The organism is Deefgea chitinilytica (assembly GCF_016881405.1).
GTDB lineage: Bacteria > Pseudomonadota > Gammaproteobacteria > Burkholderiales > Chitinibacteraceae > Deefgea > Deefgea chitinilytica.
This window is the reverse complement of sequence record NZ_WOFE01000003.1, coordinates 294,447-321,413: the sequence shown is the minus strand read 5'-3', so window position 1 is coordinate 321,413 and position 26,967 is coordinate 294,447. Positions and strand designations below refer to the sequence as shown.

The 26,967-nt window shown below is 50.5% G+C and carries 26 protein-coding genes; 7 read left to right on the top strand and 19 right to left on the bottom strand.

Translation table 11 applies throughout. The annotated features are described in order from the left end of the window. Positions 1–9: 9 nt before the first annotated feature. The 11 genes from GM173_RS09490 to GM173_RS09440 form a co-directional block, all read right to left on the bottom strand. Positions 10–1,869 (bottom strand): ribonuclease catalytic domain-containing protein, encoded by a 1,860-nt coding sequence (locus GM173_RS09490; RefSeq protein ID WP_203571133.1) that lies wholly within the window; start codon positions 1,867–1,869, stop codon positions 10–12. Positions 1,870–1,974: 105 nt separating this feature from the next. Beyond that, positions 1,975–3,051: a peptide chain release factor 1 gene (prfA, locus tag GM173_RS09485; protein ID WP_203571132.1), complete on the bottom strand. Its 1,077-nt coding sequence runs from the start codon at positions 3,049–3,051 to the stop codon at positions 1,975–1,977. Positions 3,052–3,190: 139 nt separating this feature from the next. Beyond that, positions 3,191–4,444, bottom strand: coding sequence for a glutamyl-tRNA reductase (hemA, locus tag GM173_RS09480; protein WP_203571131.1), 1,254 nt, complete (start codon positions 4,442–4,444; stop codon positions 3,191–3,193). Positions 4,445–4,524: 80 nt separating this feature from the next. Next, a complete protein-coding gene (gene feoB / locus GM173_RS09475) occupies positions 4,525–6,288 on the bottom strand; it encodes a ferrous iron transport protein B (protein ID WP_203571130.1) in 1,764 nt (587 codons plus the stop codon). Continuing rightward, entirely contained in the window at positions 6,285–6,557 is a 273-nt protein-coding gene (locus GM173_RS09470) for a FeoA family protein (RefSeq protein ID WP_203571129.1), read from the bottom strand. Before GM173_RS09470 ends, feoB begins: the two co-directional genes overlap by 4 nt. 226 nt (positions 6,558–6,783) lie before the next feature. After that, positions 6,784–8,058: a phosphoribosylamine--glycine ligase gene (purD, locus tag GM173_RS09465; protein WP_203571128.1), complete on the bottom strand. Its 1,275-nt coding sequence runs from the start codon at positions 8,056–8,058 to the stop codon at positions 6,784–6,786. Positions 8,059–8,145: 87 nt separating this feature from the next. Continuing rightward, a complete protein-coding gene (pagP, locus tag GM173_RS09460) occupies positions 8,146–8,700 on the bottom strand; it encodes a lipid IV(A) palmitoyltransferase PagP (protein WP_203571127.1) in 555 nt (184 codons plus the stop codon). A 403-nt stretch (positions 8,701–9,103) separates the two neighbouring features. Next, on the bottom strand, positions 9,104–10,666 hold the full coding sequence (gene purH, locus GM173_RS09455) for a bifunctional phosphoribosylaminoimidazolecarboxamide formyltransferase/IMP cyclohydrolase (protein WP_203571126.1): 1,563 nt from the start codon (positions 10,664–10,666) through the stop codon (positions 9,104–9,106). 70 nt (positions 10,667–10,736) lie between these two features. After that, on the bottom strand, positions 10,737–10,976 hold the full coding sequence (locus tag GM173_RS09450; protein ID WP_203571125.1) for a helix-turn-helix domain-containing protein: 240 nt from the start codon (positions 10,974–10,976) through the stop codon (positions 10,737–10,739). A gap of 55 nt (positions 10,977–11,031) precedes the next feature. Further along, a complete protein-coding gene (gene dusB / locus GM173_RS09445) occupies positions 11,032–12,039 on the bottom strand; it encodes a tRNA dihydrouridine synthase DusB (RefSeq protein ID WP_239078452.1) in 1,008 nt (335 codons plus the stop codon). A 139-nt stretch (positions 12,040–12,178) separates the two neighbouring features. Further along, positions 12,179–12,817, bottom strand: a complete 639-nt coding sequence (locus tag GM173_RS09440; RefSeq protein ID WP_203571124.1) for a glutathione S-transferase family protein — start codon at positions 12,815–12,817, stop codon at positions 12,179–12,181. A gap of 222 nt (positions 12,818–13,039) precedes the next feature. Here GM173_RS09440 and katG point away from each other — a divergent pair, with 222 nt between their 5' ends. The 3 genes from katG (at position 13,040) to GM173_RS09425 (ending at position 16,716) form a co-directional block, all read left to right on the top strand. Continuing rightward, complete coding sequence (gene katG / locus GM173_RS09435) at positions 13,040–15,235, top strand: catalase/peroxidase HPI (protein WP_203571123.1); 2,196 nt, start codon at positions 13,040–13,042, stop codon at positions 15,233–15,235. A gap of 176 nt (positions 15,236–15,411) precedes the next feature. Continuing rightward, on the top strand, positions 15,412–15,870 hold the full coding sequence (locus GM173_RS09430) for an MEKHLA domain-containing protein (RefSeq protein ID WP_203571122.1): 459 nt from the start codon (positions 15,412–15,414) through the stop codon (positions 15,868–15,870). A 291-nt stretch (positions 15,871–16,161) separates the two neighbouring features. Further along, positions 16,162–16,716 (top strand): hypothetical protein, encoded by a 555-nt coding sequence (locus GM173_RS09425; RefSeq protein ID WP_203571121.1) that lies wholly within the window; start codon positions 16,162–16,164, stop codon positions 16,714–16,716. 63 nt (positions 16,717–16,779) lie between these two features. On the opposite strand, the gene GM173_RS09420 is transcribed toward GM173_RS09425, so the two are convergent. From GM173_RS09420 to GM173_RS09410, 3 genes are all read right to left on the bottom strand, one after another. Next, positions 16,780–17,019, bottom strand: a complete 240-nt coding sequence (locus tag GM173_RS09420; RefSeq protein ID WP_203571231.1) for a CDGSH iron-sulfur domain-containing protein — start codon at positions 17,017–17,019, stop codon at positions 16,780–16,782. A gap of 148 nt (positions 17,020–17,167) precedes the next feature. Beyond that, on the bottom strand, positions 17,168–17,671 hold the full coding sequence (locus GM173_RS09415) for a tellurite resistance TerB family protein (RefSeq protein ID WP_203571120.1): 504 nt from the start codon (positions 17,669–17,671) through the stop codon (positions 17,168–17,170). A gap of 115 nt (positions 17,672–17,786) precedes the next feature. Next, positions 17,787–18,572 carry a formate/nitrite transporter family protein gene (locus tag GM173_RS09410; protein WP_203571119.1) on the bottom strand — a complete coding sequence of 262 codons (786 nt, stop codon included), beginning with the start codon at positions 18,570–18,572 and terminating at the stop codon, positions 17,787–17,789. 535 nt (positions 18,573–19,107) lie between these two features. On the opposite strand from GM173_RS09410, the gene GM173_RS09405 reads away from it, so the two are divergent. Then, positions 19,108–19,410 (top strand): hypothetical protein, encoded by a 303-nt coding sequence (locus GM173_RS09405; RefSeq protein WP_203571118.1) that lies wholly within the window; start codon positions 19,108–19,110, stop codon positions 19,408–19,410. A 59-nt stretch (positions 19,411–19,469) separates the two neighbouring features. On the opposite strand, the gene GM173_RS09400 is transcribed toward GM173_RS09405, so the two are convergent. From GM173_RS09400 to gatC, 5 genes are all read right to left on the bottom strand, one after another. Next, positions 19,470–19,958 (bottom strand): hypothetical protein, encoded by a 489-nt coding sequence (locus tag GM173_RS09400; protein ID WP_203571117.1) that lies wholly within the window; start codon positions 19,956–19,958, stop codon positions 19,470–19,472. 174 nt (positions 19,959–20,132) lie between these two features. Continuing rightward, a complete protein-coding gene (gene gatB, locus GM173_RS09395; protein WP_203571116.1) occupies positions 20,133–21,560 on the bottom strand; it encodes an Asp-tRNA(Asn)/Glu-tRNA(Gln) amidotransferase subunit GatB in 1,428 nt (475 codons plus the stop codon). A 3-nt stretch (positions 21,561–21,563) separates the two neighbouring features. After that, positions 21,564–22,127 carry a Uma2 family endonuclease gene (locus GM173_RS09390; protein WP_203571115.1) on the bottom strand — a complete coding sequence of 188 codons (564 nt, stop codon included), beginning with the start codon at positions 22,125–22,127 and terminating at the stop codon, positions 21,564–21,566. A 10-nt stretch (positions 22,128–22,137) separates the two neighbouring features. Continuing rightward, on the bottom strand, positions 22,138–23,583 hold the full coding sequence (gene gatA / locus GM173_RS09385; protein WP_203571114.1) for an Asp-tRNA(Asn)/Glu-tRNA(Gln) amidotransferase subunit GatA: 1,446 nt from the start codon (positions 23,581–23,583) through the stop codon (positions 22,138–22,140). Between the two features lie 84 nt (positions 23,584–23,667). Beyond that, positions 23,668–23,955 (bottom strand): Asp-tRNA(Asn)/Glu-tRNA(Gln) amidotransferase subunit GatC, encoded by a 288-nt coding sequence (gatC, locus tag GM173_RS09380; protein WP_203571113.1) that lies wholly within the window; start codon positions 23,953–23,955, stop codon positions 23,668–23,670. Between the two features lie 375 nt (positions 23,956–24,330). On the opposite strand from gatC, the gene GM173_RS09375 reads away from it, so the two are divergent. The 3 genes from GM173_RS09375 to mreD all read left to right on the top strand — a co-directional run bounded on the left by GM173_RS09375 (position 24,331) and on the right by mreD (position 26,918). Beyond that, complete coding sequence (locus tag GM173_RS09375; RefSeq protein WP_203571112.1) at positions 24,331–25,377, top strand: rod shape-determining protein; 1,047 nt, start codon at positions 24,331–24,333, stop codon at positions 25,375–25,377. Positions 25,378–25,490: 113 nt separating this feature from the next. Then, positions 25,491–26,375 carry a rod shape-determining protein MreC gene (mreC, locus tag GM173_RS09370; RefSeq protein WP_203571111.1) on the top strand — a complete coding sequence of 295 codons (885 nt, stop codon included), beginning with the start codon at positions 25,491–25,493 and terminating at the stop codon, positions 26,373–26,375. A gap of 36 nt (positions 26,376–26,411) precedes the next feature. After that, a complete protein-coding gene (mreD, locus tag GM173_RS09365) occupies positions 26,412–26,918 on the top strand; it encodes a rod shape-determining protein MreD (protein ID WP_203571110.1) in 507 nt (168 codons plus the stop codon). Positions 26,919–26,967 lie beyond the last annotated feature (49 nt).

The following is a 26,967-nucleotide window of genomic DNA, read 5'->3' as shown; positions in this document are numbered from 1 at the left end:
GCAGCGTCTTTACATCCGCGCGAGGCGCATTTCTACGGTTAAGTCGAGATAATCAATATTCAGACGCTGCAAAGCCACCGTAGTTCCAGCTGGCAACTCGGGCAAGCCACCAACGCGAATCACCAACGGCATTCCATCAATCCGCACCAGATTTTCTTTAATTACCTGCGCGCTAAAGTCTTTCAGGTTTTCCTGCTCCATATAACGCAAGCACCAGTAGCGTTCCATTTTGTCTTGGAAATCAGCGTAAGCGGCATACGCGGCGTCAAATGACGAAATCGCCGTAAATAATTCAGCATCATTTTTCTGATAACGCGGCTTTTCATTGCGTAGCATAGCAACTAATTGCTGCTGATTGATGTAATCCACGGCGCGGCGCAGCGGCGAACTAGACCACATATAGCACTCGACGCCGAGCCCTGCATGCGCAGTCGCTTGTGTAGACAGCCGAACGCGGCCACCACCTTGTGAGCGATAAATGCCGGCGATTTCTGCATCGCGCAGCTCTTTGCCCCATTGGCTATTGACCAAAATCATCAGCTCGGCGACGAGCTTATCCATCGGTGCGCCACGTTTACGCGGCACGATACGCACTTTTTCACTCTCAACGCCATCAACAACATCGCGATCAATGTAGAAGTTGTAATCCATTCGCGTTTGTTGCGGCTGATCGGCCTTGCCACGACGCCCTTCGAGCGCGCCAGCGAAATGCCACAGGAAATTGAGCTCGTCTTTCCACGCATAATCAGGCACGTCTTGCCCTGCTGTTTCCTCATTGAAATACGGCTCGATATCGTGATGGCGCAAATTGGCGACCACTGGCACGCGTTCGATCACCGAGCGATAACTCAAAATATCAAAACCGAGCGACACTTCCAGATACATCGATACCGCAGGGCGCGCTGCACCTGCTTCCAGTGTAAACACATCGACTGCATCATCCGGCAACATCGTGATTTTGTCGCCGGGGAAATACACCGTCGACAGGCGGTCGAGCACCACTTGATCTAGTTTTGATCCCGGCGCAATACCGAGCACCGGCGCAGCAATGTGGATGCCGACTTGCCAGTTGCCGTTTTTCAGTTTCACCAAACTAAACGCATCGTCAATTTCGGTCGTCGTCGCATCGTCAATTGAAAACGCTTGCACATCAGCGATTGGCAAATCTTCGGGGGCTGTCACTGGCTCAAACTCAGCAAAACCACGCCCTTTCGGGAAATGCTCGGCCAAAAAGCCATCGAGGAAATATTGCGCAATATTCGGAATCGCGCCGACTTTATCGAGTAAACGCAATGTCGACGTTTGCGCTGCATCAGCCGCCGCCGCTAGGGCTTTGTATTCCAAGCCATTCTTATCTGGGCGATGTATTAGTCTAGACAAAATAGGTTTGAAGGCTTCTGGCAAGATACCTGCCAGCAACTCAGTTTGCCATGTAGCCATTTGCTCGGCTTCGCGCTGTTTGCGCTCTTGGCCTGCCAAGGCCGCTTTCAAGTTTTCTTCTGGCGCGGCTTTGTAGTTACCACGACCTTTACGATAGAAGTACATCGGCGCTGCGTGCAGCGCGATGGCAGCAGCAGCCTGCTGAATCAAGCTTGGATTTTTACCAAAATATTCAGCGGCAATCGCGGCAAAACCAAGCTCTTCACCACCGCAACATTCCCACAACAAAGTCACGTCGATCTCAGCAGCTTCGGCCTGCGCGGCTTTTGAAAAATCATCCAAGCTGACTTTATCGAATTTCAGCAAAACATTGGCAGCCTTGATTTTACTGCGCTTGCCGCGCGTATCCTCCACTTGCAAGCTCGCTGGCTGCTCGTCTTGAATCGTTGCTACTTTAAAGCTGCCATCTTCTTCGTAAAATACATTCATTTTTTATGCGCCAAAGCTAAAGCCAAACTTGATCTATCGATTTAAAACACCAACCCGTATATCCTGCTAAATCTTTATTTTCAAAAGCTAGCGAGCAATACCCATTTATTCACTTAATTGTGCCAGCAATTCTGCCTGCCGCTCACTCATCAAGGCTTGTGTTAATTCGGCCAAATCACCATCCATGATGTAATCGAGCTTGTACAGCGTGAGGTTAATCCGGTGATCGGTCATACGGCCTTGCGGGAAATTATAAGTACGGATGCGCTCTGAACGATCACCCGAGCCAATCAACGATTTGCGTTCGGCGGCCTCTTTGGCATTGATTTCCTGCATTTGCGCGTCTTTAATCCGCGCCGACAACACCGCGAGCGCACGCGCTTTATTTTTGTGCTGCGAGCGGTCGTCCTGGCACTCAACAATAATCCCAGTTGGGATGTGCACAACACGCACCGCGGAGTCAGTCTTATTAATATGCTGCCCACCGGCACCGCTGGCGCGGAAGGTATCAATACGCAAATCGGCCGGATTGATATTGATTTCTTCCAACTCATCGGCCTCGGCCATCACCGCAACAGTACACGCCGAGGTATGAATCCGGCCTTGGGTTTCTGTTGCCGGAACGCGCTGTACGCGATGCGCGCCCGACTCAAAGCGCAGACGAGAATACGCGCCCTGCCCGACGATACGTGCGATCACCTCTTTATAACCGCCCAGCTCCGACTCATTCACCGACATCACTTCGACTTGCCAACGATTACGCTCGGCGTAGCGGCTATACATGCGGAATAAATCAGCAGCAAACAGCGCAGCCTCGTCGCCGCCCGTGCCAGCCCGAATTTCAAGGAAAATATTGCGCTCGTCATTCGGGTCCTTCGGCAGTAGCGCCGTTTGCAAGTCGTAATCGAGTTGCTCCAAGCGCACTTTGCCGTCTTTGATTTCTTCTGCGGCCAAATCGGCCATTTCCGGATCGGACAGCATCGCTTCGGCATCGGCCAAATTAGCGTTAATCCGATTAAACTCATGCCACAACTCAACCACGGGCGTGATTTCGCTGTATTCACGATTGAGTTTGCGATATTGATCCATATCGCGCGTGGCTTCTTCACTTGCGAGCAGTGCGCTCACTTCTTCTAAACGGTCGGCCAGTTGCGATAACTTGGCTTGAATCGATGGTTTCATTTGTCTTCCGTGAGGTGGGAGGGGTGAGGAGCGAGGAGTAAAACCCTCGCGTTCCCACCATCAACTCACCAAATAATCATTAAAGAGTGCAATGTTTGGGGCTTAAATACAGCCCCCTCACACCGCACTCCTCACATTTCTAATCTATATCTTGCAATCGGTACAAGCGGCGTACCAAATTGATCAGCGTTTCTTGCTCATCCGGTGCCGCACTATTGAGGGCAGCCAGCGGTGCATGCAGAAATTTATTTTGCATCTGCTGCGCCATTTGCTCGAGCACTTTGCTTGGATCATCCCCCGCAGCGAGGCGTTTTTGCGCGCGCGCCACTTCAGTGCGGCTAATTCGGTCGGAATGATCACGCAAATCACGTATCGTTGGCACCAGTGCCCGACCGGCTAACCAAGTATTAAAATCATGCAGGCGCTCGCTAATAATCGCCTCGGCGCTTTCTACTTCAAGCGAACGCGATTCAACACCCTGCCGCACAACTTCCGCCAAGTCATCAACGGTAAATAAATACACGTCATTCAATTCCGAGACTTCGCTTTCCACATCGCGTGGCACAGCCAAATCAACCATAAAAATCGGCCGATGGCGCCGGGCTTTTAACGCACGCTCAACCATGCCTTTGCCGACAATCGGTAACGATGCGGCGGTAGATGTAACGACCACGTCAAACTCGGCCATTCGGCTGGGCAAATCGCCCAACAACATCGCTTCGCCATTAAATTTACTCGCCAAAACTTCGCCACGCTCCAGCGTGCGATTGGCAATCGCTATTTTCTTCGGTTTTTGGGCGGCAAAATGCGTGGCACAGAGCTCAATCATTTCACCGGCGCCGATAAACAGCACATTGCAATCTGCAATCGACGGGAAAATTCGCTCGGCCAAGCGTACCGCAGCGGCGGCCATCGAAACCGACGACGCGCCAATTTTGGTCTGCGTGCGTACTTCTTTAGCCACTGAAAAGGCGCGCTGAAATACGCCATTGAGCAAAGTGCCCAAGGTGCCCGCTTCGCGCGCGATGCGTTCGGCGTCTTTAAACTGGCCGACAATTTGCGTCTCGCCGACCACCATCGAATCTAAGCCCGACACCACGCGGTAGGCATGGCGCGCAGCCGCTTCGCCTTGATGAATATAAAGATGCGAGGTAATGCTATCCACGCTTTGATTTCTATAGGCTGCAAGCCAATACATCACCTGATCAATATCGCGGGCGTGGCAATACAGCTCGGTTCGATTACAGGTAGACACAATCGCCGCTTCAAACACGCCCTTCATCGCGACCAAATCGGCCAAAGCGTTGTTTAACTCATCCGGATTAAAGCTTAGCCGCTCCCGTACCGCTAGCGGAGCAGTTTGGTAGTTCAGGCCTAAGACGAGCAAGTTCATGAAAAAATGGCGAGGTGCAAAACCCGCCATTTTACCCTGAAAACACCCACTTCACGCCACACTAAAGGAGTAGACGGCGATTAAAAATTCAGCAGACGCGCTGATTGATAAAATACAAAGGAAATTAACCACGCCAAACCCAGCGACCAAACCAGTGAAAATGCGGTAAATGCGCTGGATTTAGACTCTTTATTCATCGCTGCAATCACCGAAACGCAGGGAATATACGTCAACGTGAACAACATAAAACTATAAGCGGACACTGGATCGAGCGTATGCGCGAGCTGGGTTGCCAGCGCCGCGCCTTCGTGCCCCGTAATCACCGACAGCGCGCCGAGCACCACTTCTTTAGCAACAAAGCCAAAAATCAAAGCAATCGACAAGGTTGAATCAATACCAATCGGCGATAGTACAGGTTGGAAAAAGTCAGAAATGATCCCCGCGTAACTATGCTGTGGATTGGGGAAATTCGTTAGCAGCCAGACCAACACTACACCGATCACAATCATCGTACTGGCCAAACGCAGGAAATCACGCGCCTCGCCCCAACCACGACGCCAGATATGGCTCACTAGCGGTAGGCGGTAAGGCGGCAATTCAAGTGCAAATGGCTCGTTCGATTTGAAATGTGAACGAAACAGCACTGCAGTCAGCATCGCAATCAAAATACTCATCAAATACAGCGACAGCAACACCCACGGCGCATTGGCGGGGCTAAACAGCGCACCGCTTAAAAACAGAAAAATCTGCAAGCGCGCCGAGCACAAGGAAAACGGAATCGTGAGCATCGTCAGCAAACGTGCTTTATGATCGCGGATAACACGCGTACCCATAATCGCTGGCACATTGCAGCCAAAGCCCATCATCAACATCACAAAACCACGGCCGTCCAAACCCATCCGGCTCATGATGCCGTCCATCATAAAGGCAGCACGCGCAAAATAGCCGGAATCTTCAATCACCGACATCAGGCAGAAAAATAGGAAAATTAGCGGTGCAAACGTTAGTACCGTCGTCACACCATCAAACAGGCCATTGACGATCAGCCCTTGCCAAAAACTCGGTAGATTCTGAGTCAATGGCAGCAGCGCGGTTTCCTTAAGCCAAGTTAAGCCCGCCTCCATCGTGTCTTGCAACGGTGTGCCAATTGCGTACGTCAGTTGAAATAAGCCCAACATCACCAAGATAAATAAGGGCAAGCCGAGCCAAGGATGTAGCACGAACTGGTCTACTTTGGCGGTGGTATCAGCGGCCAAGATCGGCGGCTGATGCACTGCGGCTGAGTAAATTCGTTTTTCCTCAGCATACATCGTGGTAGCCGCAGGTACGCCTGCCAAATTGATGTCGACCGCAGGCTGAGCGAATAATCGACTGAGTTTGTTTTTTGCTTCAGGTAAGCCATCACCCAACTTCGCACTAATCAATTGCACCGGGCAGCCCAACTCTTGCTCTAACTGCTCACAATCAACGCTAATCGCTGCGCGTTTGGCTTCGTCGCGCATATTTAAGCAAATCAACATCGGCGCGCCCAGCGCTTTGAGCTGCAAGGCCAGTGCCAATTGTCGATCAAGCTGCGTCGCATTCAGCACCAATACAATCGCATCCAGTTGAGCCTCAGCCAAAAATCGCTGCGCCACTTGTTCGTCTTCTGCGCCGCCCGTTAAATCATAAATGCCAGGTAAATCGAAAATTTGCACCATCTCAGCGCCGAGCAAAATACGGCTCGATGCCAACTCCACCGTCAAACCTGGCCAATTGGCCACCCGCGCCGTACCGCCAGTTAAACGATTAAATAGCGTCGACTTGCCTGTATTGGGCATACCCACCAGTGCGACGCGCTTCATACCAACGCCTCGGCTGCTTCAAGCGGTGCTGCAGGTGCCGATTCTAAAATCGCCACCTGAATCAAGGCTGCATCAGCGCGACGCAACATAAAGTCAGTATTGCCAACCCGAACCTGCAAAGGTCCACCCAACCAGCCACGACGCAGTACCGTAATTTCACACTGCTCACGCAGACCTAGCGCCGATAAACGCGGCACCAAGTCACTAGCTGTGGCAATAAGCCGCACGACGGCGCGCTGATGCAGCGCTAATTGGGCAAGATTCAACATAGCGAAGACCTAAATGAGAACGATTGATAATACCACAGATAAGTTATTCCCCCACATTGTGCAAGGTCAATAAATACAACAATAACTCAATATCATAGGGTATATTGTCAGAGCAATTTTCTAACAAAGTCTCAATACATATACCCATCAAGTACTGGCTACTCTTTAAATTTATCCGTAAAAAAAAAGCGGCCGAAGCCGCTTTTTCATTTGAACTAGAATCGACCTACTTACGGTTAATGGCTCGCCATGCAATATCACTGCGGTATTGTGCACCGTCGAATTTCACATTGGCCAAAATTTCGTACGCGCGTTTTTGCGCGAGTTGGTAATTTTCGCCAAACGCCGTTACACACAAGACACGACCGCCGCTAGTCACCGGCTCGCCCGCTGCGTTCAGCGTTGTACCAGCGTGGAAGACATGACCGTCGTCCAACTCACCTGGCAATCCGGTAATCACATCACCTTTGCGTGGCGTTTCTGGGTAATTTGCAGCCGCCATCACGACACCGAGCGCCACACGGCGATCCCATTCGCACTCGACTTGATCGAGCGTGCCATTCACGCCATGTTCGATCAGCGTCACAAAGTCCGATTTCAAACGCAGCATAATCGGCTGCGTTTCTGGATCACCAAAACGGCAGTTAAATTCGAGTGTTTTCAATGAACCATCGGGGCTGACCATCAAACCGGCATAGAGAAAACCAGTGTACTCAATGCCATCTTTCGCCATCCCTTGTACGGTGGGCAAAATCACTTCGCGCATCGCGCGGGCATTGATTTCTGGTGTTACCACTGGCGCCGGGCTGTATGCGCCCATGCCGCCGGTGTTCGGGCCTAAATCGCCATCGAGCAAGCGTTTGTGGTCTTGGCTGGACGCCATCGCCAACACGTTTTTGCCGTCAACCATCACGATAAAGCTGGCTTCTTCGCCGGTGAGGAATTCTTCGATCACCACGCGTGCGCCCGCATCACCAAATTGATTATCCGACAACATCGCATCGACTGCGCCATGCGCCTCAGCCAAATCCATCGCCACAACGACGCCTTTACCTGCCGCCAAGCCATCGGCCTTGATGACAATCGGTGCGCCTTTGGCATCGATGTAGGCGTGCGCTGCGGCGGCATCCGAGAAGGTTTGGTAATCCGCGGTTGGAATACCGTGGCGTTGCATAAATGCTTTGGCGAAATCTTTCGATGACTCGAGTTGCGCACCCTTTTGGGTTGGACCAAAAATTTTTAGCCCAGCCTGACGGAAGGCATCGACGACGCCTTGCGACAACGGTGCTTCTGGGCCCACCACGGTCAAATGCACATTCTCGGCTTTAGCAAACTCAATCAAAGCTGGAATATCGCTAATCGGTACATTGATTAGATTTTTTTCTAAGGCGGTGCCTGCATTGCCCGGCGCGACAAACACTTTGCTAGAACGTTCTGACTGCGCTAATTTCCAAGCCAAAGCATGCTCTCGGCCACCAGAACCAATCACTAATATATTCATATAAACTCCGTGAGGAGTAAGGGGTGAGGTGTGAGGGACTATTACACCGAACGCCTCACGCCTTACTCCTCACATCTAATCTAAAAATCAATAATCAAATCGGGTAAAAACAAACAGCACATTGCCATTGTTTTTACTCCCTGGAATATAAGTCGCGTAAAAATTAGCTTTATCGTATTTCATGCCCAAAATTGGCAACACAAATGGCATCGGTGCATAGTTATAATCGGCGTTACGGAAAAACAAGCCCCCCGTCCAACCTGCGCCAGCGCGCAGCGGCCCGATCACATCCCAATACCACATATATGCATAACCGACGTGCACTTGCGGATCTTCATGCGAATCAGCAAATGCAAGGGTATAGATCATTTCTTCATTCTTATTGCCAATTGGCCGGTGATACCCCAATCCACCACCATAAGCAAACTCATTGTAGGAGTCGATTTTATCGGCATCATAAGTCGAGCGATTGTGCCAAGCGTAGCCCGTCAAATAAAGACCGGCGCTGCCCTCATTCCAAGTGCCAGAAATATGCGAACAGGCAGTATCAAATCCCCAAACCCAGCTCTCACAGTCGACTGCTTGAGCAGGCAATGAGAGCAAAGCGCATAGCGTAATCAGAGCCCATATTTTTTTAAACATACGATTTCCATAAAGGTATATTCATGTAGGTTTTATTTAGAAAAGGCTACACTGATATACACCCAAGATCATCAGTAATAGTTTTCAATGAACGGCTATTTTACTACATCAAGCATCTGAATTAGATAAGCAGCCCAAAAAACTGACGAACTTAGAAATATGAAGCCCGACGAATCGGGCTTCAATCAATTTATTTATTACAACAAAATCGGCAGCGGGCGCGGTGGTGGCGCGAAGCTAGCAGCGACGTGACTGAAATGTACACAAGCCGCGCAGCGACAAAGCCACCGTAATTTCACCCATTTGCGAGCGAGCCGCGTTTAGGCACGAAACGCGGAAGCGACGTGTATGCTTTATACACGAGCGACCAAGTGACAAAGCCCAAGCACGGCGCAGCCGCAAATTAATGGCGGAAGTGGCGAATGCCGGTCATCACCATCGCAATACCATGCTCATCTGCCGCCGCAATCACTTCTTCATCACGCAAACTGCCGCCCGGTTGAATAATCGCAGAAACACCATTCTCAGCAATCACATCCACACCATCGCGGAACGGGAAGAACGCGTCTGACGCCGCAACAGAACCACGCAATTCCAAACCTGCGTTGCGCGCTTTGATCGCAGCAATTTTGGTCGAATCAACACGGCTCATTTGGCCTGCGCCCACGCCCAGCGTTTGGCCGCCTTTGCAGAACACAATCGCGTTTGATTTCACAAATTTAGCGACATTCCAAGCAAACAACAGGTCTTTCAATTGTTCTGGAGTCGGTTGCAATTTGGTCACGACTTTCAGATCAGCCAGCATCAAGGCATGCACGTCAGGCGTTTGCACCAAGAGGCCGCCGCCAACGCGTTTCAAATCAAAACGGTTTTCGCCGCTTTCAATCGCGATTTCCAATACACGGACATTTTGTTTTTTGGCGATCAATGCCAAAGCTTCTGCCGTGTAGGCTGGCGCGATCAAAACTTCCAAGAATTGCGCCGAAACGGCTTCAATCGTGTCGGCATCGACAGTTTTGTTAAAGGCAATAATACCGCCAAATGCGCTCGTGGTATCCGTTGCCAACGCTAAGCGGTATGCGCTATAGCTGTCTTTACCCACGGCAACACCACATGGATTAGCGTGCTTCACAATTACACAGGCAGGTTCCGCAAATTGCTTCACACATTCCCACGCCGCATCTGAGTCAGCGATATTGTTGTAAGACAATTCCTTGCCTTGCAATTGCTTGTAATTGGCCAAGCTGCCCGCTGCTGGATCCAAATCACGGTAGAACGCCGCTGATTGATGTGGGTTTTCGCCGTAACGCATGTCTTGCACTTTTTCGAATTGCAAGTTCAAGCGCGTTGGGTAAGCTGCTTTTTCGCCATCGCTAGTCAAAGCAGTCAGGTAGTTAGAAATCGCACCGTCATACGCTGCGGTATGGCTAAAGGCTTTTTTCGCCAAGTTTTTGCGCGTAGCCAAAGTCAATGCGCCGCCGTTGGCTTGCATTTCTTCGATCAACAAATTGTAGTCAGACGCATCGGTCACAATCGCCACGTGCGCATGGTTTTTTGCTGCGGAACGCACCATGGCTGGGCCACCAATATCGATGTTTTCGATTGCGTCTTCGTAAGAGCAATCGGGTTTGGCGATGGTCGCTTCAAACGGGTACAAGTTCACGCACACCAAATCAATATTACCGATGCCGTGTTCAGACATCGTCGCCACATGCGCGTCCAAATCACGACGACCCAAAATACCGCCGTGGATTTTTGGATGCAAAGTTTTCACTCGGCCATCAAGCATTTCTGGAAAGCCAGTGTAATCAGCCACTTCAATCACTGGCAAACCGTTGTCAGCGAACAGTTTTGCCGTGCCACCTGTGGAAAGAATTTCTACGCCTTGCTGATGCAAGGCTTTGGCAAATTCCAATACGCCGGTTTTATCTGAAACGCTAATCAGTGCGCGAGTTACTTTACTCATGTGAAATCCTCAGTCCATTGAATTTATCAAAATTAGTATCGGGTCATGGCCCGTTGGTGCCGCCACGACATCACAACAAATCGTAAGCCTGCAGTTTTTTTCTTAGGGTATTGCGATTAATCCCAAGCATTTCCGAGGCGCGCGACTGATTACCATCAACTCGTTTGAGTACATCAATCAGTAGCGGTTTTTCCATCCGCGCCAGCACCATCTCGTACAAAGCACTCGGCGGCTCGCCATCTAAATCACTAAAATATTGCGCTAGCGACGCGGTAATCGCTGCAGCAATCAAATCTGATTGTTCAGACATATTTCTCCCGATTTTTCGGTGTTAGTTTATTGTTGTGTCGTCACGAACGAATGATTCAATCATCCGACTCGTTGCGGTATTGCAGTCGCTCGCCAAAGGCGAGCAAACTTTTTAAATAGGTATCCACCGCTAGCGCTTGCCCTGCGGTACTTTCCTCGGCATACATCGACTGCCGAAATTCATTACTGTTGTGTAAACCTTTGGTATACCAAGCGATATGCTTACGCGCGATCCGGCAACCCGAATATTCGCCGTAAAACGCATACAACTCTTCCAAATGGCCAAGTAATACATCGCGAATTTCCAGCACGGCGGGCGGCGGTAGTGTCTCGCCCGTGGCTAAGAAATGTGCTATTTCACGAAAAATCCATGGCCGACCTTGTGCGGCGCGACCGATCATAATTGCGTCAGCGCCCGTTTCGCGCAGCACCAGCGCCGCTTTTTCCGGGCTATCAATGTCGCCATTGGCGATCACGGGGATCGATAACTGCTGTTTTACTTCGCGGATCAGCGCGTAGCGCGCGCTGCCGTTATACATATCCTCACGGGTGCGACCATGAATCGCCAACGCCGCAATACCCGCGGCTTCTGCGCGCTGCGCGACGCGAATAATATTCTCGGCGCCATTGCTAAAACCCAAGCGGGTTTTCAGCGTGACCGGAACATCCACTGCATCCACCACCGCATCCAAAATCTCACCGACCAGTTTTTCATCTTGCAATAGCGCGGAACCCGCGAGCTTATTGCAGACTTTTTTCACTGGGCAGCCCATATTGATGTCGACAATTTGTGCGCCATTGGCGACTTGAAAACGCGCAGCATCGGCCAGCATTTTTGGGTCATGCCCGGCAATTTGTGCGGAGATCGGTGCCAACTCACCTTCGAAATTGGCACGCAACAGCGATTTTTGACTACTGCGTAGCGCCTGATCGCTACTCATCATTTCTGACACCGCGTGACCCGCGCCAAATTGCTTGCACAATTTACGGAAAGGACGGTCGGTCACGCCAGCCATAGGCGCAACGATCAGATTGTTTTTCAGCTGATACGGGCCAATATGCATGGCAGAAATGTCGAAAAAGGGAAGGCGCGAATTCTACCTCTTGCCTAAAAAATGAGCAACAAAAAACAGCACTCGTAAGCGCTGTTTTTGGATTATTTATTGTAACAAGACCGCCAGCGCACTAGATGTCGCGCTGAACTTACGGTGCTGTCCAAGCTTCAAGTTCAGCGGCGGCAATCCATTCTTGCATCGCAGGTAAAGCGAGCACAGTTTGCATATAGAGCTGCGCCTCTGTCGGCACTTCAATGCCATAACTGACAAAGCGCGTGACCACCGGCGCAAAAAACGCATCCGCCCACGTGAAATGACCAAATAAAAACTCACCTTCACTGGAGGCAATCCCATAACGCTCGCGGCAATCAGCCCACAAGGCAACAATACGCGCAACATCAGCAGCGACTTCCGGCGTCAGCTCAAAAGCATGACGACTACGCACATCCATCGGGCACGCTGTTCGCAAAGCCGCAAAACCCGCATGCATTTCAGCACAAACGGTACGCGCTAAGGCGCGGGCAATCGGATCTTGTGGCCACAATTGCGCCAATGGAAAACGCTCGGCGATGTATTCAGCAATCGCAATAGTTTCCCAAATCGTGAGGTCATCATCGAGCAGCACCGGGACTTTGCCAGTTGGCGACCATTGCAAGCGCTCTTCTCGCGCATGTTCCGCGTACAAATTATGCAAGCGTTCTTCAAACTCGATGCCAGCCACTTTCAAACCCAGCCAAGGACGCAAAGACCAAGACGAATAATTTTTATTGCCGATCACCAATTGCATACAGCGCCTCCCCCCGTCAGAAACCAATCATGCTACGCCTGATCAATTCAAGCACCAAGGCAAACGGCTCGCACTGATCTAAAAACGCAGCCCACGCTATGAACTAATCACACAATGAGAATTAGAACTATTAAGCCGATTGCTAAATCCAATTAGAAAATCAAACCATAACGTTCTAGAGTAGTACAGCCATTTGATTTCACATCAACTAAGGAGTACGTCATGTCTAATGAATCTAAGTGCCCATTTTCGAATACCCTGCAACGCAACGCAGTTGCTGCGGCACCATCCAACGCCGACTGGTGGCCAAACCAACTGAAACTGAGCATTTTGCACCAGCACTCCAGCAAATCCGATCCAATGGGCGCAGCATTTGACTACGCCAGCGAATTTAAAACACTGGATCTAAACGCACTCACCGCCGATTTAAAAGCGCTGATGACTGACTCACAAGACTGGTGGCCAGCCGACTGGGGGCATTATGGCGGCTTAATGATTCGGATGGCATGGCATGCAGCCGGCACCTATCGGGTCACCGACGGTCGTGGCGGCGCAGGTACTGGCAATCAGCGCTTTGCCCCACTCAATAGCTGGCCCGACAACGGAAATCTGGATAAAGCCCGTCGTCTTTTATGGCCGATTAAACAAAAATACGGCCGCAAAATTTCTTGGGCTGACTTGATGATTCTCGCAGGGAATGTTGCGCTCGAATCGATGGGCTTTAAAACCTTTGGTTTTGCCGGCGGTCGCGTCGATATTTGGGAGCCAGAAGAAGATATCTACTGGGGCATGGAAAAAGAATGGCTAGCAACCAGCGATAAGCCAGGCAGCCGCTATTCAGGCGAGCGCCAGCTGGAAAATCCACTCGCTGCGGTACAAATGGGCTTGATTTACGTGAATCCAGAAGGCCCAGATGGCAACCCCGATCCAGTCGCATCGGGTCGTGACGTACGAGAAACCTTTGCGCGAATGGCGATGAATGATGAAGAAACCGTCGCACTGGTGGCAGGAGGACATACTTTTGGTAAAGCCCATGGCGCAGGTGATCCTGCCCTCGTTGGCCCGGAACCAGAAGCCGCACCAATCGAAGCACAAGGTCTAGGCTGGATTAATCAGTTTGGCAGTGGCAAAGGCGTACACACCACCACTAGCGGTATCGAAGGCGCGTGGAAACCGAACCCAACCACGTGGGACAACGGCTACTTTGATATGCTGTTTGGCTATGAATGGGAACTCACCAAGAGCCCTGCCGGTGCCAAACAATGGGTTGCCAAAAATGTGAAACCCGAGCACATGATTCCCGATGCACACGACCCAGCGAAAAAACATCCACCAATGATGACCACCGCCGATATGTCGCTGCGCATGGACCCCGCTTATGAGAAAATTTCGCGCCGTTTCCATCAAAACCCCGCCGAATTTGCCGACGCATTTGCCCGCGCTTGGTTCAAACTAACGCACCGCGATTTAGGCCCACGCAGCCGCTATTTGGGCGCGCTCGTGCCAAGCGAAACACTGATTTGGCAAGACCCGATTCCTGCAGTGAATCATCCGTTAATCAACGAGCAAGACATTGCCGCGCTCAAAGCCAAACTACTTACATGTGGCCTCTCAATCAGCCAGTTAGTTACAACAGCGTGGGCTTCAGCGTCGACCTTCCGTGGCAGTGATAAACGTGGTGGTGCCAACGGCGCACGCATTCGCCTTGCGCCGCAAAAAGACTGGGCGGTGAATCAACCGACGCAATTGGCCGCCGTACTGGCCAAACTGAGCGCGATTCAAGCTGAATTTAATAGTGCACAAACCGATGGCAAACAAGTTTCGCTCGCCGATTTAATTGTGTTGGGTGGCAATGCCGCAGTAGAAGCTGCCGCGCAAAAAGCGGGAGTGGCAATACAAGTGCCGTTTGCTGCTGGTCGCATGGATGCGACGCAAGAGCAAACCGACGTCGCCTCGTTTGCGGTGCTAGAACCGCTGGCCGATGGTTTCCGTAATTACGTTAAAGCCGGCTTAGAGTCTGCATCTGCCGAGTTACTGATCGATAAAGCGCAACTGCTCACGCTCACCGCACCAGAAATGACGGTGTTGATTGGTGGCTTGCGTGCCCTCAACCCAGACCAACATGGTAATTTCAGCAGCAAACCTGAAACATTGACTAATGATTTCTTCGTGCAGCTACTCGATATGAGTACGCAATGGCAACGCACCGCCAGCGAAGGCGTGCTTGAAGGGCGTGACCGCAAAACGGGTGCAGTCAAAGCAACGGCGACCATCGTGGATCTCGTCTTTGGCTCGAACTCGCAACTACGCGCGATTGCCGAAGTTTACGCAGCCAGCGATGCCCAGCAAAAATTCATCGCTGATTTCGTTGCTGCATGGAGCAAGGTGATGAATTTGGATCGCTTTGATTTGCAATAATCCGATGAAATGACCGACTTGATTGATTCAACAGAGTCGGTCGTATCAACACCATACTGGCTGCTAGCACTCGACTAGCAGCCTTTTTTACGCCTTCGCTTACGACACGCCCTCAGCACTAGCTCGACATCACCGATTTCAGCTACAGTAGCAGCGTCTTTCGTCGACCGATTCCTATGACTCAACTTGAACTAAGCCAACTCATTCTCAGCAGCTACCAGCGTCTGCTCGGTGAATCACTCACGCCAGCAGGCTACACCGCCGAGCAAGCCGCAGACTGGCTACAACACGACGCACCATTTGCAATTCTCGCGCACAATACCGCCAGTGACCCGTGCTTTATTTATGCCAATCAAACGGCACAAAACTGCTTTGAATATGCCCACGCCGAATTGATCGGCCTGCCCTCGCGGCTATCAGCCGAAGCACCTAATCGCGAGGAGCGCGCCCAATTACTCGCGGCGGTAGATCAACATGGCTTTAGCACAGGCTATCGCGGCCTGCGTATCGCCAAATCAGGCCGCCGCTTTTGGATTGAGAATGCGACCGTGTGGAATTTAATCGATGAAGCAGGTGTCAAGCACGGCCAAGCGGCGCTACTGCGAGCATGGCGCAATTGGACTGCTGAGGAGTAAAAGATTCATTCTGCTGATTCAAATTGAGTCGGCTCAGCATGTGCCGCGTCTCCAACCCGCTCGGCGCAGAGCTACTCACTGCTCAGATAAAAATACACAACTTCAATACCACTTCACCATGCTTTGCTGCGTTGCGAAGCAGCAAGCCACATCAGTCCTAGCTGCCACAGCAGCAATAAATACGTAACAAAAACAAGCACCTACCGTTTATCAGCAGCGAAAAACAATTTCTTGCACGAATAGAAAGCAGAGCTATGTTGGTGTTATGTTTGTGTATATAAGGATTTGATGATGAACGCCATTTATATCCTGCCAGATTCGCTCTACTGCAAAACTGAAAAAGGCCTCGCCGTACTTCGCCAGCAAAAGCGCACGCTATCGCTGCATATGCGGCAAGTGTTGGTGCTGGTCGATGGCCGCCATACCGCACGCGAGCTAATTCAGCAATTTAACCATATTCAGTTTGGTCAAGCCTTATACGATTTGATCATGGATGGCTATGTCAAACTGATGCAAGACACAGCTAAATCGGATGGCGAGCCAATTGGGGTGAGTGGCGGCAATTTGATTGTGCAGGCAATCAGCCCTAGCCCTGCTCAACCCTCCGCGATCCAGCAAACTAACCTGCCCTACGCCGAAATTCAGCAAATCATGCTAGAAAGTTCTACGCGCTTTTTAGGCGTCATGGCTGCGAATATGCAAGACAAAATCAAGGCCGCCAATACGCCACAGCAACTCAAAGCTGCAATTGCACAATGGAGCTTGGCGCTGCGTGAATCTCGCCACGGCCAAGCGCATGCTGAAACCTATCTGCACATGGTGAAAAGTTTGGCTCAACTCGAATAAATCTGATGTATTAACCTATAAGCAATACAAATCAAAGCCTACACGCCAATACATCTTGGTGGTTTATAAGTGAGCATGCGAGCCATCGCAAAACGGTTTTTCTTCGCTGTGTTTACAGCCGCATAAATACAACGTCTCGCTGTCTTCGGCGACAAACTTAATCGGCTGCATATGCGTATGCCGATGCGTACCATCACAAAACGGCTGAGTTTTACTATGACCACAGGCGCACCAATAATAAGTTTTACCAGCCTCAACCTCGACAACATACGGCGCTTTTTGCGCAATTTGCGGTTCTGACATCAGACTTCTCCAGCATCTACGAGACGCTTTTAGCCTAGCCGCTCAGAGCCCAATTTGCCACGACAGCGAGACATACGCGCTGCTTTTTTGTGCTCGCCCAATAAAAAACCGCCACAAGGGCGGTTTTATGTGAAACGAAAACAGTAAATTAGCTCAATTTCACCGTGTAGCCAGGTTGATTGCTTGGGTGATCTTTATTTACGAACACTGAGCGATCGTTTTTAACCATCAGCACTTCAAAGAAGGGTTTGAAACGCTCATCGCTGATGCCAAACGCAGTTTGAATCTTGGCAAACAGAGCTTGCTCTTCTGGCTCTGCTTCACCGTCCGAGAAAGCAGAATCGAGCATATTCATCAAAATGCACATTTTTTGCGCATCAGTCAGCACTGGCGTCGCTTCAGCAAGGAAGGTATCAATCGAGTTCTTTTGACGGTAGGCCAAAGCACGGTCAAGCAATTGACGATTTTGCGCACCAACACCGATCGCACCACTGCTTGATTTTTGTCCGCCCAATACCGACAACAAATGACCCACTTCTTCGTTATCCATCTCGCCATCGGCCGACATCATATACAGCAAGCCCGTCGCAAAAGCGAAATGCGGACTCATTGTCGTGCTGGTGTCGCTCTTGAACATATCAAACAAACCCATTTCAATTCCCCTTTTTCATGAATAAAGTACTACGGTTTCTCTACGTGGGGTCAGACTCAGCGCATTGCAATCAGTTCCTGCCCGCAAAAAATATGCTGCAATTCAATCAACCCATTTATTTATCCACATTCGCATCCTGATAATCCGTCGGATTCAGATACGCAAACGGCAACCCCAACAGCACCACCCCACCGACGATATTGCCCAAGGTGCTATACAGCAAATTATGCAAAGCCTCGCTATACGTGATGCTGCCATTACCTAATAGCGAAATCGAAAACGTACCCAAATTGGCAATCGAGTGCTCATAACCGCTGTAGACGAAAATAGAAATCACCAGCATCATCACCATAATTTTCGCCACGTCTTCTTTACAGCGCAAAGCCAAGCGCACCGCCAAACACACCACCCAGTTTGCCAAAATCCCCTTAAAGAAAATCTCGCTACCCGCTTGATGCACTTTATGCGCCGCGCCCGTATACAGCGCATGATCGAGGGGCAAAGCCTGAATCATCCCAGCGCCGTAGAGCAAACCCGCTACAATCACCGCACCCAAAAAATTCCCGAAAAAACACACCGTCCACAAAAACAGCGTTTCTTTCCAATTGGTTTTGCCTTCCGCAGACGACACGCTCAAATACATCGTATTGCTGGTGAACAGCTCGGCATTGGTAAACACAATAATGATCAGGCCAACGCCAAAAAACAGCGATGTAATCACTTTGCCAACCGCAAGATCGTGCAGGTTATGAACCATCGTCCAGTAAGCAAACACCGTAATGGTTAAATACATCCCCGCCAAAATCGAACGCAGCGCATAGCGGCGCGGATCGGTTTGCAGTAATTTCAGTTTGTTTAAGCCGCTGTCGGCGGCTTTTTCTACGTAGGAACGGTCGAGCATATTGGGCTCCAATTTGGGATGGCGGGATATTACTACAGACTGTCGTAGGGATTGGTGTGAATACTATAGGCGATGGGCTGGCAGATTGATCCAAAGTTGCAAAGCCTGCTGCGCAGGCGGTGAACCGGCCGTTTCGCCGGCCTGACGAGTTAGGGGTGGTCTTGCCCCACCCCTAACAACCCCAGCGCGCCCGATCACCGCGAAACCCCGTCCGTCCGGCAATTGGCAAGGCGACGCTCAAACTCGCTGCGCGCTAGCGTCGCGCAGCTCAAACAGTCGCGTCTTAAAACCTTGCCAACCGCCTCCCGAACGGCGCGGCTCCACGGGCAATCCGCTCTAATTGAGCGCCAGAGTATCTTCAGCAAAATAAATTTGAAATTAATTAGATGTATTGCCATCCAGCCATTGCTAATCAATGGCTACAATTAAATACATAGGAAACTTACCCAATAAACTCTCATTCCGGCGCAGGCCGGAATCCAGTGGCAATGCCAACCAGTAGCAACTCAAAATAAAGTAAATGAATGGTGGAATCATGGGTTTTCAAATCCCGTCTAAGCGCACCGAAGCACGAAGGGAGACAAACGGCTTCATCGTTTGGCTCACGCCACGCGAGGGCACAGCGGAGCTGGGCGCGCCCGGGGCTCCTTTTCTTTGGTTCGTTTCTTTTGGAGAAGCAAAAGAAATGAACCTGCCGCGCGCAGCTCGCGCCCCAAAACCTTCGCGGCGCAGCCGCATAAAACAAAGCCGCCAGAATCAATCGGGCGGTTTTTTTGTTATTGGTAGGGTGTATTCGACGCGAAGCGGCAATACACCAAGCCATATTCATGCGGCGTAATGCCTTCGGCGATTACGCCCTACTAGCTACGTGGCAGCAAGGCAAACTTGCAACGACAATCACATTGATTGATCTATCGCCTTATCCCACACAGCAGAACCTTTTTCATGGGAGTCAACACCATAAAAAAATGACTCGAAAGCAGAATCAAGACTAAAGTCATCGCAATTATCCCATTGTAGGAGCTTTGGCTTGAACACACGAAAATCTCCAACCGCAGCTGTCTTATAAGGAATAGCCATAATTGCTTTAGAGGACGGTGAAAAATAACACCTTATCTCCACAATGATTGCATCGATTTTATCACCATTAATTGTGATCCTTCCGTCGTACAACAAAACAGCATCATTGGCGTCTGAGTTATTAGACTCAAGCATTTGTTTTCCGTAATCAACAGATTTTTCCAAGTCCCCGCCAACGTCGAGCCGCTCCATTTTTTTATCATGATCGTCTACATAGGCAAACATTGGTGTCAGGACTTCTCCATCAGAAACGCACCAAATAGCGTGCGCGGCAAAAAAACCAGCAAGATTAAATGCAGTGATCATCATCATCCTTTAAATTGACAGTTCCTAAAGACAAAAAACTTGGCGCTACAGCACAAAAAGATTGCCTTCTTAGAATTGCCGAAGAAGAGTCGGGCAGCAACTAACTAGCCTCAACTCACGCACGATCGCAATGCACTAGAAAGAATTAAGTCGGTTTTCACCGACTTAATAAATTTACCCCACCTTCTTCTTCAACAACTCCAACGCCATCGCTGGATTGGCCTTGCCGCCTGAGCCTTTCATTACTTGGCCAACCAAGGCATTGAGTGCCTTCTCTTTACCACTGCGATATTCTTCAATCGCCTTTGGATTGGCCGCCAGCACGGTATCAACAATTGCTTCAATCGCACCAGTGTCCGACTCTTGCTTCAGACCATCACGCTCGATAATCACATCGGCTGAATCGCCCGATTCCCACATTTTCTTCAACACGTCTTTAGCGGTTTTATTGTTGATCGTGTTGTCGGCAATGCGGCCGATCAGCGCGCCGAGCGCTTCTGCAGACACAGGGCAATCGGCAATCGTTTTCTCTTCGCGGTTCAGCGTGGCGGAGATGTCGCCCATGATCCAGTTCGCGGCGAGTTTGGCATCCGCGCCCGCGGCAACGGTGGCTTCAAAGTAAGCGGCCAGTATCTTGCTAGTGGTCAACATCCGCGCATCGTAGGCGGTAATACCATACTGTTCGACAAAGCGTGTTTGCATTGCTGCTGGCAATTCTGGCAATTCGCTGCGTACACGCTCAATCCATTCTTCTGAAATCACTAGCGGCGGCAAATCTGGATCGGGGAAGTAGCGGTAATCATGCGCGTCTTCTTTGCTGCGCATCATGCGCGTTTCGCCTTTGTCGGGGTCAAACAGCACCGTGCCTTGCACGACGCGGCCGCCGTCTTCGATGGTTTCGATTTGCCAGCGGATTTCGTAATCAATCGCTTGCTGCAAGAATTTGAACGAGTTCAGATTTTTAATTTCGCGGCGCGTGCCAAATTCAACTTGGCCTGCGGGGCGCACCGACACGTTGGCGTCGACACGGAATGAGCCCTCGCTCATATTGCCGTCGCAAATGCCAATCCACGTGACTAACTCGTACAACGCTTTGGCGTAAGCCACCGCTTCAGCCGATGAGCGCATTTCTGGTTCAGAGACGATTTCGAGCAGCGGCGTACCGGCGCGATTTAAGTCGATACCGGTCATGCCTTGGTAGTCTTCGTGCAGCGATTTGCCGGCATCTTCTTCTAAATGGGCGCGAGTGAGGTTGATTTTGCGCTCTTCATCGCCGACTTGGATCGTGATGACGCCGCCTTCAACCACTGGCAAATCCATTTGAGAAATTTGATAGCCTTTTGGCAAATCAGGGTAAAAGTAGTTTTTACGATCAAAGACTGATCTGCGTTTGACGTTCGCGCCAATCGCAAGGCCAAACTGAATTGCGCGCTCAACGGCGGCGCGGTTCATCACTGGCAAAGCACCCGGCAAGGCGATATCCACCACCGCAGTTTGCGTATTCGGCGCAGCGCCAAATGCGGTGCTGGCCGGTGAGAAAATTTTCGATTTTGTGGTGAGCTGAGTGTGAACCTCTAGCCCGATTACGACTTCCCATTTCATGGTTTATTCCTCAATGCCCGTGTCGTCGTACAGTTCAGTCAACGACACAGAAAAATCAATACTGGCTAGACGCAAAGTTTCATCACAGGTATAGGCGTGAAAAACCCAGTCACCATGCTCTGCGCGGCGATACACCCGTACATTCTTTGATTCCGAGTCAATCAATACATACTCTTGCAATGAATCGAGCTGACGATAGATGTCGAATTTCTTACCCAGATCATAGCTACCCGTCGAGGGCGACAGCACTTCGACCACGATCTTGGCTGAACTCACCGTCGAACTCGATTTGGCAGTTTCAGCGCAATGCACCAATAAATCTGGATAAAAATAACAATCAGCACTCTCGATCTGTAGGCGCACGTCGTTAATAAACGCTCGGCAAGGTGAGCCTTGCAAATGCGGCATCAGACGAACGAGCAGATTCATCGCCAGTATATTGTGCGCCAACGTGCCCCCCGTCATGGCATAAACGAGTCCGTCATAATATTCATGCCGTTCCTGCCGTAATTCTTCTTCAGCCAAATATTGCTCAGGCGAAACAAAATCACTTTGCGTTAATGCCATGCCGCTCTCCTCAGAGTTGTGGCGCCTTGGTGTGCCAATCAGTCACTTGCTGGAATTGATGCGCGATGCCGAGCATTCGGCTTTCCGACAAGTAATTACCGATGATTTGCATACCCACTGGGCGACCATTGCTACCGAAGCCGACTGGCACGCTCATCGCTGGCAAGCCAGCCAAATTCACGCCGAGCGTGTAGATGTCTTCCAAATACATCGCGACTGGATCGGCGTTTTTCTCACCTAGATTCCATGCGGTGCTTGGTGACACCGGGCTAAACAACACGTCGCATTGTTTGAATACGGCTTGGAAATCATCCGAAATAATGCGGCGGATTTTTTGCGCTTGCAGGTAATACGCGTCGTAGTAACCGTGGCTCAGTACATACGCGCCGGTCAAAATGCGGCGTTTGACTTCGTTCCCGAACCCTTCTGCACGCGTTTTCTCATACATATCATTGAGGCCATTGTAATCGGCAGCGCGGTGACCGTAGCGCACGCCGTCAAAACGGCTCAGATTAGTCGAGGCTTCGGCGGGTGCAATCACGTAATACGCTGGAATCGCCATTTTGGTGTTCGGCAAGCTCACATCGACAATCGTAGCACCGAGCTTTTTGTATTCGGCAATCGCGGTTTCAATTGCAGCACGAACGTCGTCGGCCAAACCTTCGGCGAAATATTCACGCGGCAAGCCGATTTTGATGCCGGCCAGCGGCGTATTCAAATCACGTGTGTAATCTTCTTTGGCATGCTCAAGGCTGGTGGCATCGCGCTCGTCAAAACCCGCCATCACATTGAGCAAAATCGCGCAGTCTTCAGCGGTTTGCGCCATTGCACCGCCTTGATCCAAGGAACTGGCGTAAGCAATCATGCCAAAACGGCTCACGATACCGTAGGTCGGTTTAATCCCCGTAATCCCGCAAAAAGCCGCAGGTTGGCGAATCGAGCCGCCAGTATCGGTGCCCGTTGCCATCGGCACTAAACGTGCAGCGACTGCTGCTGCCGAACCACCTGATGAACCACCGGGAACAGCGTTGAAATCCCACGGGTTTTTCACTGCGCCGTAGAAGCTGTTTTCGTTGCTCGAGCCCATTGCGAACTCGTCCATATTGGTGCGACCTAGCGGCACTAAACCCGCAGCGTCGCAAAGCTCTGCGACATTCGATGAATACGGAGCGACAAAGTTGTCGAGCATTTTGCTGCCGCAGGTGGTTTTCCAACCTTCGGCGCAAAAGATGTCTTTGTGTGCAAACGGCACGCCGAGCAAGGGGCGTTTGTCGCCCGCAGCACGAGCGGCATCGGCAGCAGCGGCTTGCGCCAAGGCTTTTTCGCGATCCACAGTGATAAAGGCATTCAGATCTGCATGCGCTTCGATTCGATCTAGATATTGCGTGGCCAACGCCACGGCGGTTGTTTGTCCCGCAGCGAGTTGGTCGATGATTTGTTTGATGGTGTAATTCATAGCGTGTGAGGGGTAAGGAGTGAGGGGTGAGGGGTAAAGGCTTTAGCACCTTACTCCTCACACCTCACACCTCACCGCAACTCCTTATTCAATGACTTTCGGAACTAGATACAGGCCGTTTTCTACCGCTGGCGCTACCGCTTGGAACGCTTCGCGACGATTGGTCGCGGTTGCTACATCGTCACGTAAGCGAAGTAGCATGTCTTGCGGATGCGGCATTGGTGCGATGCCGGTGGTATCAATGGCGCGCATTTCTTCAATTAAATCAAACAAGCGGTTGAGCTGGACTTGGCTCTCAGCCACTTCATTTTCGGTCACGGAAATCCGTGCCAGACGCGCAATGCGCCGAACATCGTCGATTGATAACGACATAATAAATTCCTTGTAGACACGTCCTTAAGCGGCAGCGTAGCCCTTTGACGCCGAACATCGTCGATTTGTAGATACAAACCTGAAACTACGCGCGGAGCTCTGTTACGCCGTAGATCGCAAATTGATTGCAACATGGTCGTATTTACTCCGTTAAACCTTCTTCAACATCAGCACAATAGGGTATCATATCGGGTTTGTTTCTCCCACCCGCGACAACCGCTCGTTGTAGCGTTAAAAGTGGACGCGAAACGATAAAAAACAAATGCGCTGCGAGTTTCGTTGCAATGCAGCATAATACGCGCACGCTACCCATTTACTAGTGGGCTGAACCCAAATTCAGCCGGCCATCACACCTCATATATTGCGGGAAATTTAATGTTTGGACTTCTCTCTGGCTACTTTGCCAACGACATCGCCATCGACTTGGGCACCGCTAACACCTTGATTTATATGCAAGGTAAAGGGATCGTTTTGGATGAGCCATCAGTAGTGGCGATTCAACAAGATGGCGGCCCTTCAGGCAAAAAAACGATTTTATCGGTCGGCGCAGAAGCAAAAAAAATGTTAGGCCGCACGCCTGGCAATATCAACGCAGTTCGCCCAATGAAAGATGGTGTGATTGCTGACTTCACTATCACCGAGCAAATGCTGAAACAGTTCATCAAAAAGGTGAACCCAAGCCGTATGTTTTCATCGCCACCGCGCATCGTGATTTGCGTACCTTGCGGCTCGACGCAAGTGGAACGTCGCGCGATTCGCGAATCGGCTCTTGGCGCTGGTGCGCGTAAAGTGGAATTGATCGAAGAGCCTATGGCCGCCGCGATCGGTGCTGGCTTGCCTGTTGAAGAAGCAACGGGCTCGATGGTGGTTGATATCGGTGGCGGCACGACCGAAGTTGGCGTAATTTCACTCGGCGGCATCGTATACGCTTCTAGCGTTCGCGTGGGTGGTGATAAATTTGATGAAGCTATCATCAACTACATTCGCCGCAATTACGGCATGTTGATTGGCGAAACGACGGCGGAAGAAATCAAAAAACGCATCGGTTCTGCCTTCCCTGGCGCTGAAGTGCGCGAAATGGAAGTCAAAGGCCGCAATTTGGCCGAAGGTATTCCACGCTCATTCACGATTTCTAGCAACGAAATCTTGGAAGCATTGACTGACCCGCTCAACCAAATCGTTTCTGCGGTGAAACAAGCACTGGAGCAAACTCCTCCAGAATTGGGTGCTGATATTGCCGAGAAAGGCATGGTGCTCACAGGTGGCGGCGCACTTTTACGCGATTTGGATCGTCTTTTAATGGAAGAAACTGGCTTACCCGTGATTGTGGCCGAAGATCCATTGACTTGCGTGGTACGCGGCACGGGCAAAGCACTTGAGAAGCTCGACAAAGGCAGCATTGGCATTTTTGCAAACGACTAAGTCGTGTAAGGAGTGAGGTGCTGGGCGTGAGGGGAAAAATAAGTCGCATCACGCCTCATACGCCTACGCCCGCCAAATCTAAGCAACAGCTAACCCCTAAGTCCTAACTCAGAATGCAAGCCAACCAACCCGCCTTTTTTAAGCAAGGCCCTAAACCGCTCACGCGGGTTTTAATATTCTCAGCAATCTCGATTGGATTGATGGTGGGCGATGCCAATTATCAGCTACTGAATCAAGTCCGCGATAAGCTATCGCTAGCGCTTTATCCTTTGCAATGGCTGGCAACAACCCCAATTAACGCCTTAATTGAAGGCAATGATTATCTACAGCAACAAACTCAGCTGGTCAGCGAAAACAAAATGCTGAATAACGAGAAATTAGCTGCCAAAGGCATGGCGATGCGTCTAAATGCCTTAGAAATAGAAAATGCGCACTTACGTAATCTAAAAATTGCCAGCGAAAACACGCCTCGCCAAGCTCAATTGACCAAAATTTTATACAATAGCCGCGATCCATTTGCGGCTAAATTGGTGCTAGATAAAGGACAACAAAGCGACATTAGCCCCGGACAAATTGTGCTGGATGCCAGTGGTGTGGTCGGGCAAATCGTTCGAGTTCAACCATTGACCAGCGAAGTACGCCTACTGTCGGATCGAAATCACATGGTGCCAGTGATGATTGAACGCAATCAATTACGCACCGTCGTTTATGGTTCTGGACGGCATGCGCCGTTGGAAGTGCGCAATATGGCGCCAAATGTCGATATCCAAGTTGGCGATCGCTTACTCACCTCTGGCATCGATAGCATTTACCCCGCCGGACTGCCCGTAGCCAAAGTCACCAAGATTGAACGCACCACAGGAAACGCTTTTGCTCGAATTTACAGTGAGCCTTTAGCCCAGATCGATCAGCATCGTTATTTTCTGATTTTAGATGCGCCAGCTACGCCTCCTCCTTACCCAACCGAAGCCTCAGCGCCAAAAGCCAAAAAACACTAATGCCACCGCTTCGCACTCGCCTGAGGGGATTACATTATGCCAATTAGTCGCCAATTATTACGCCCCGCCGGCGTTGGATTTATCATTTCATCGTTTCTGATTGCGATGTTGATTAATTTATTGCCTTGGCAAGCGACCGCAATCAATTTTGCACCCGATTTTATTGCCTTTCTGATTATTTATTGGGCTCTTAATCAACCTCGCCGCGTCGGTGTAGCTTGCGCTTTCTTTCTTGGGCTGGCGATGGATGTCGCTGATGGCAATGTATTAGGCCAGCACGCGCTCGCCTATTCGGTGATTGCCTATCTAGCCTTGGTTCGGCAGCGACAACTGGCGATTTTTCCGTTCTGGCAACAAGCGCTAGTTGCATTTGCTTTGCTGATTTTATCGCAAGCGATTATGGTATTTATTCGTAGTCTGATGGGCGAGCCATTTGTTGGCTGGGGCTATTTTGCTGGTAGCTTATTTGCTTCGATCTTATGGCCTCCTTTCTCAAATCTAATGCTGCACTACCAGCGCAAAAACGTACCTGACGAATTATGAATTCGACGATCAACCTGCATCTTTGGCCCACTCAGTCATGTCTTTAGTT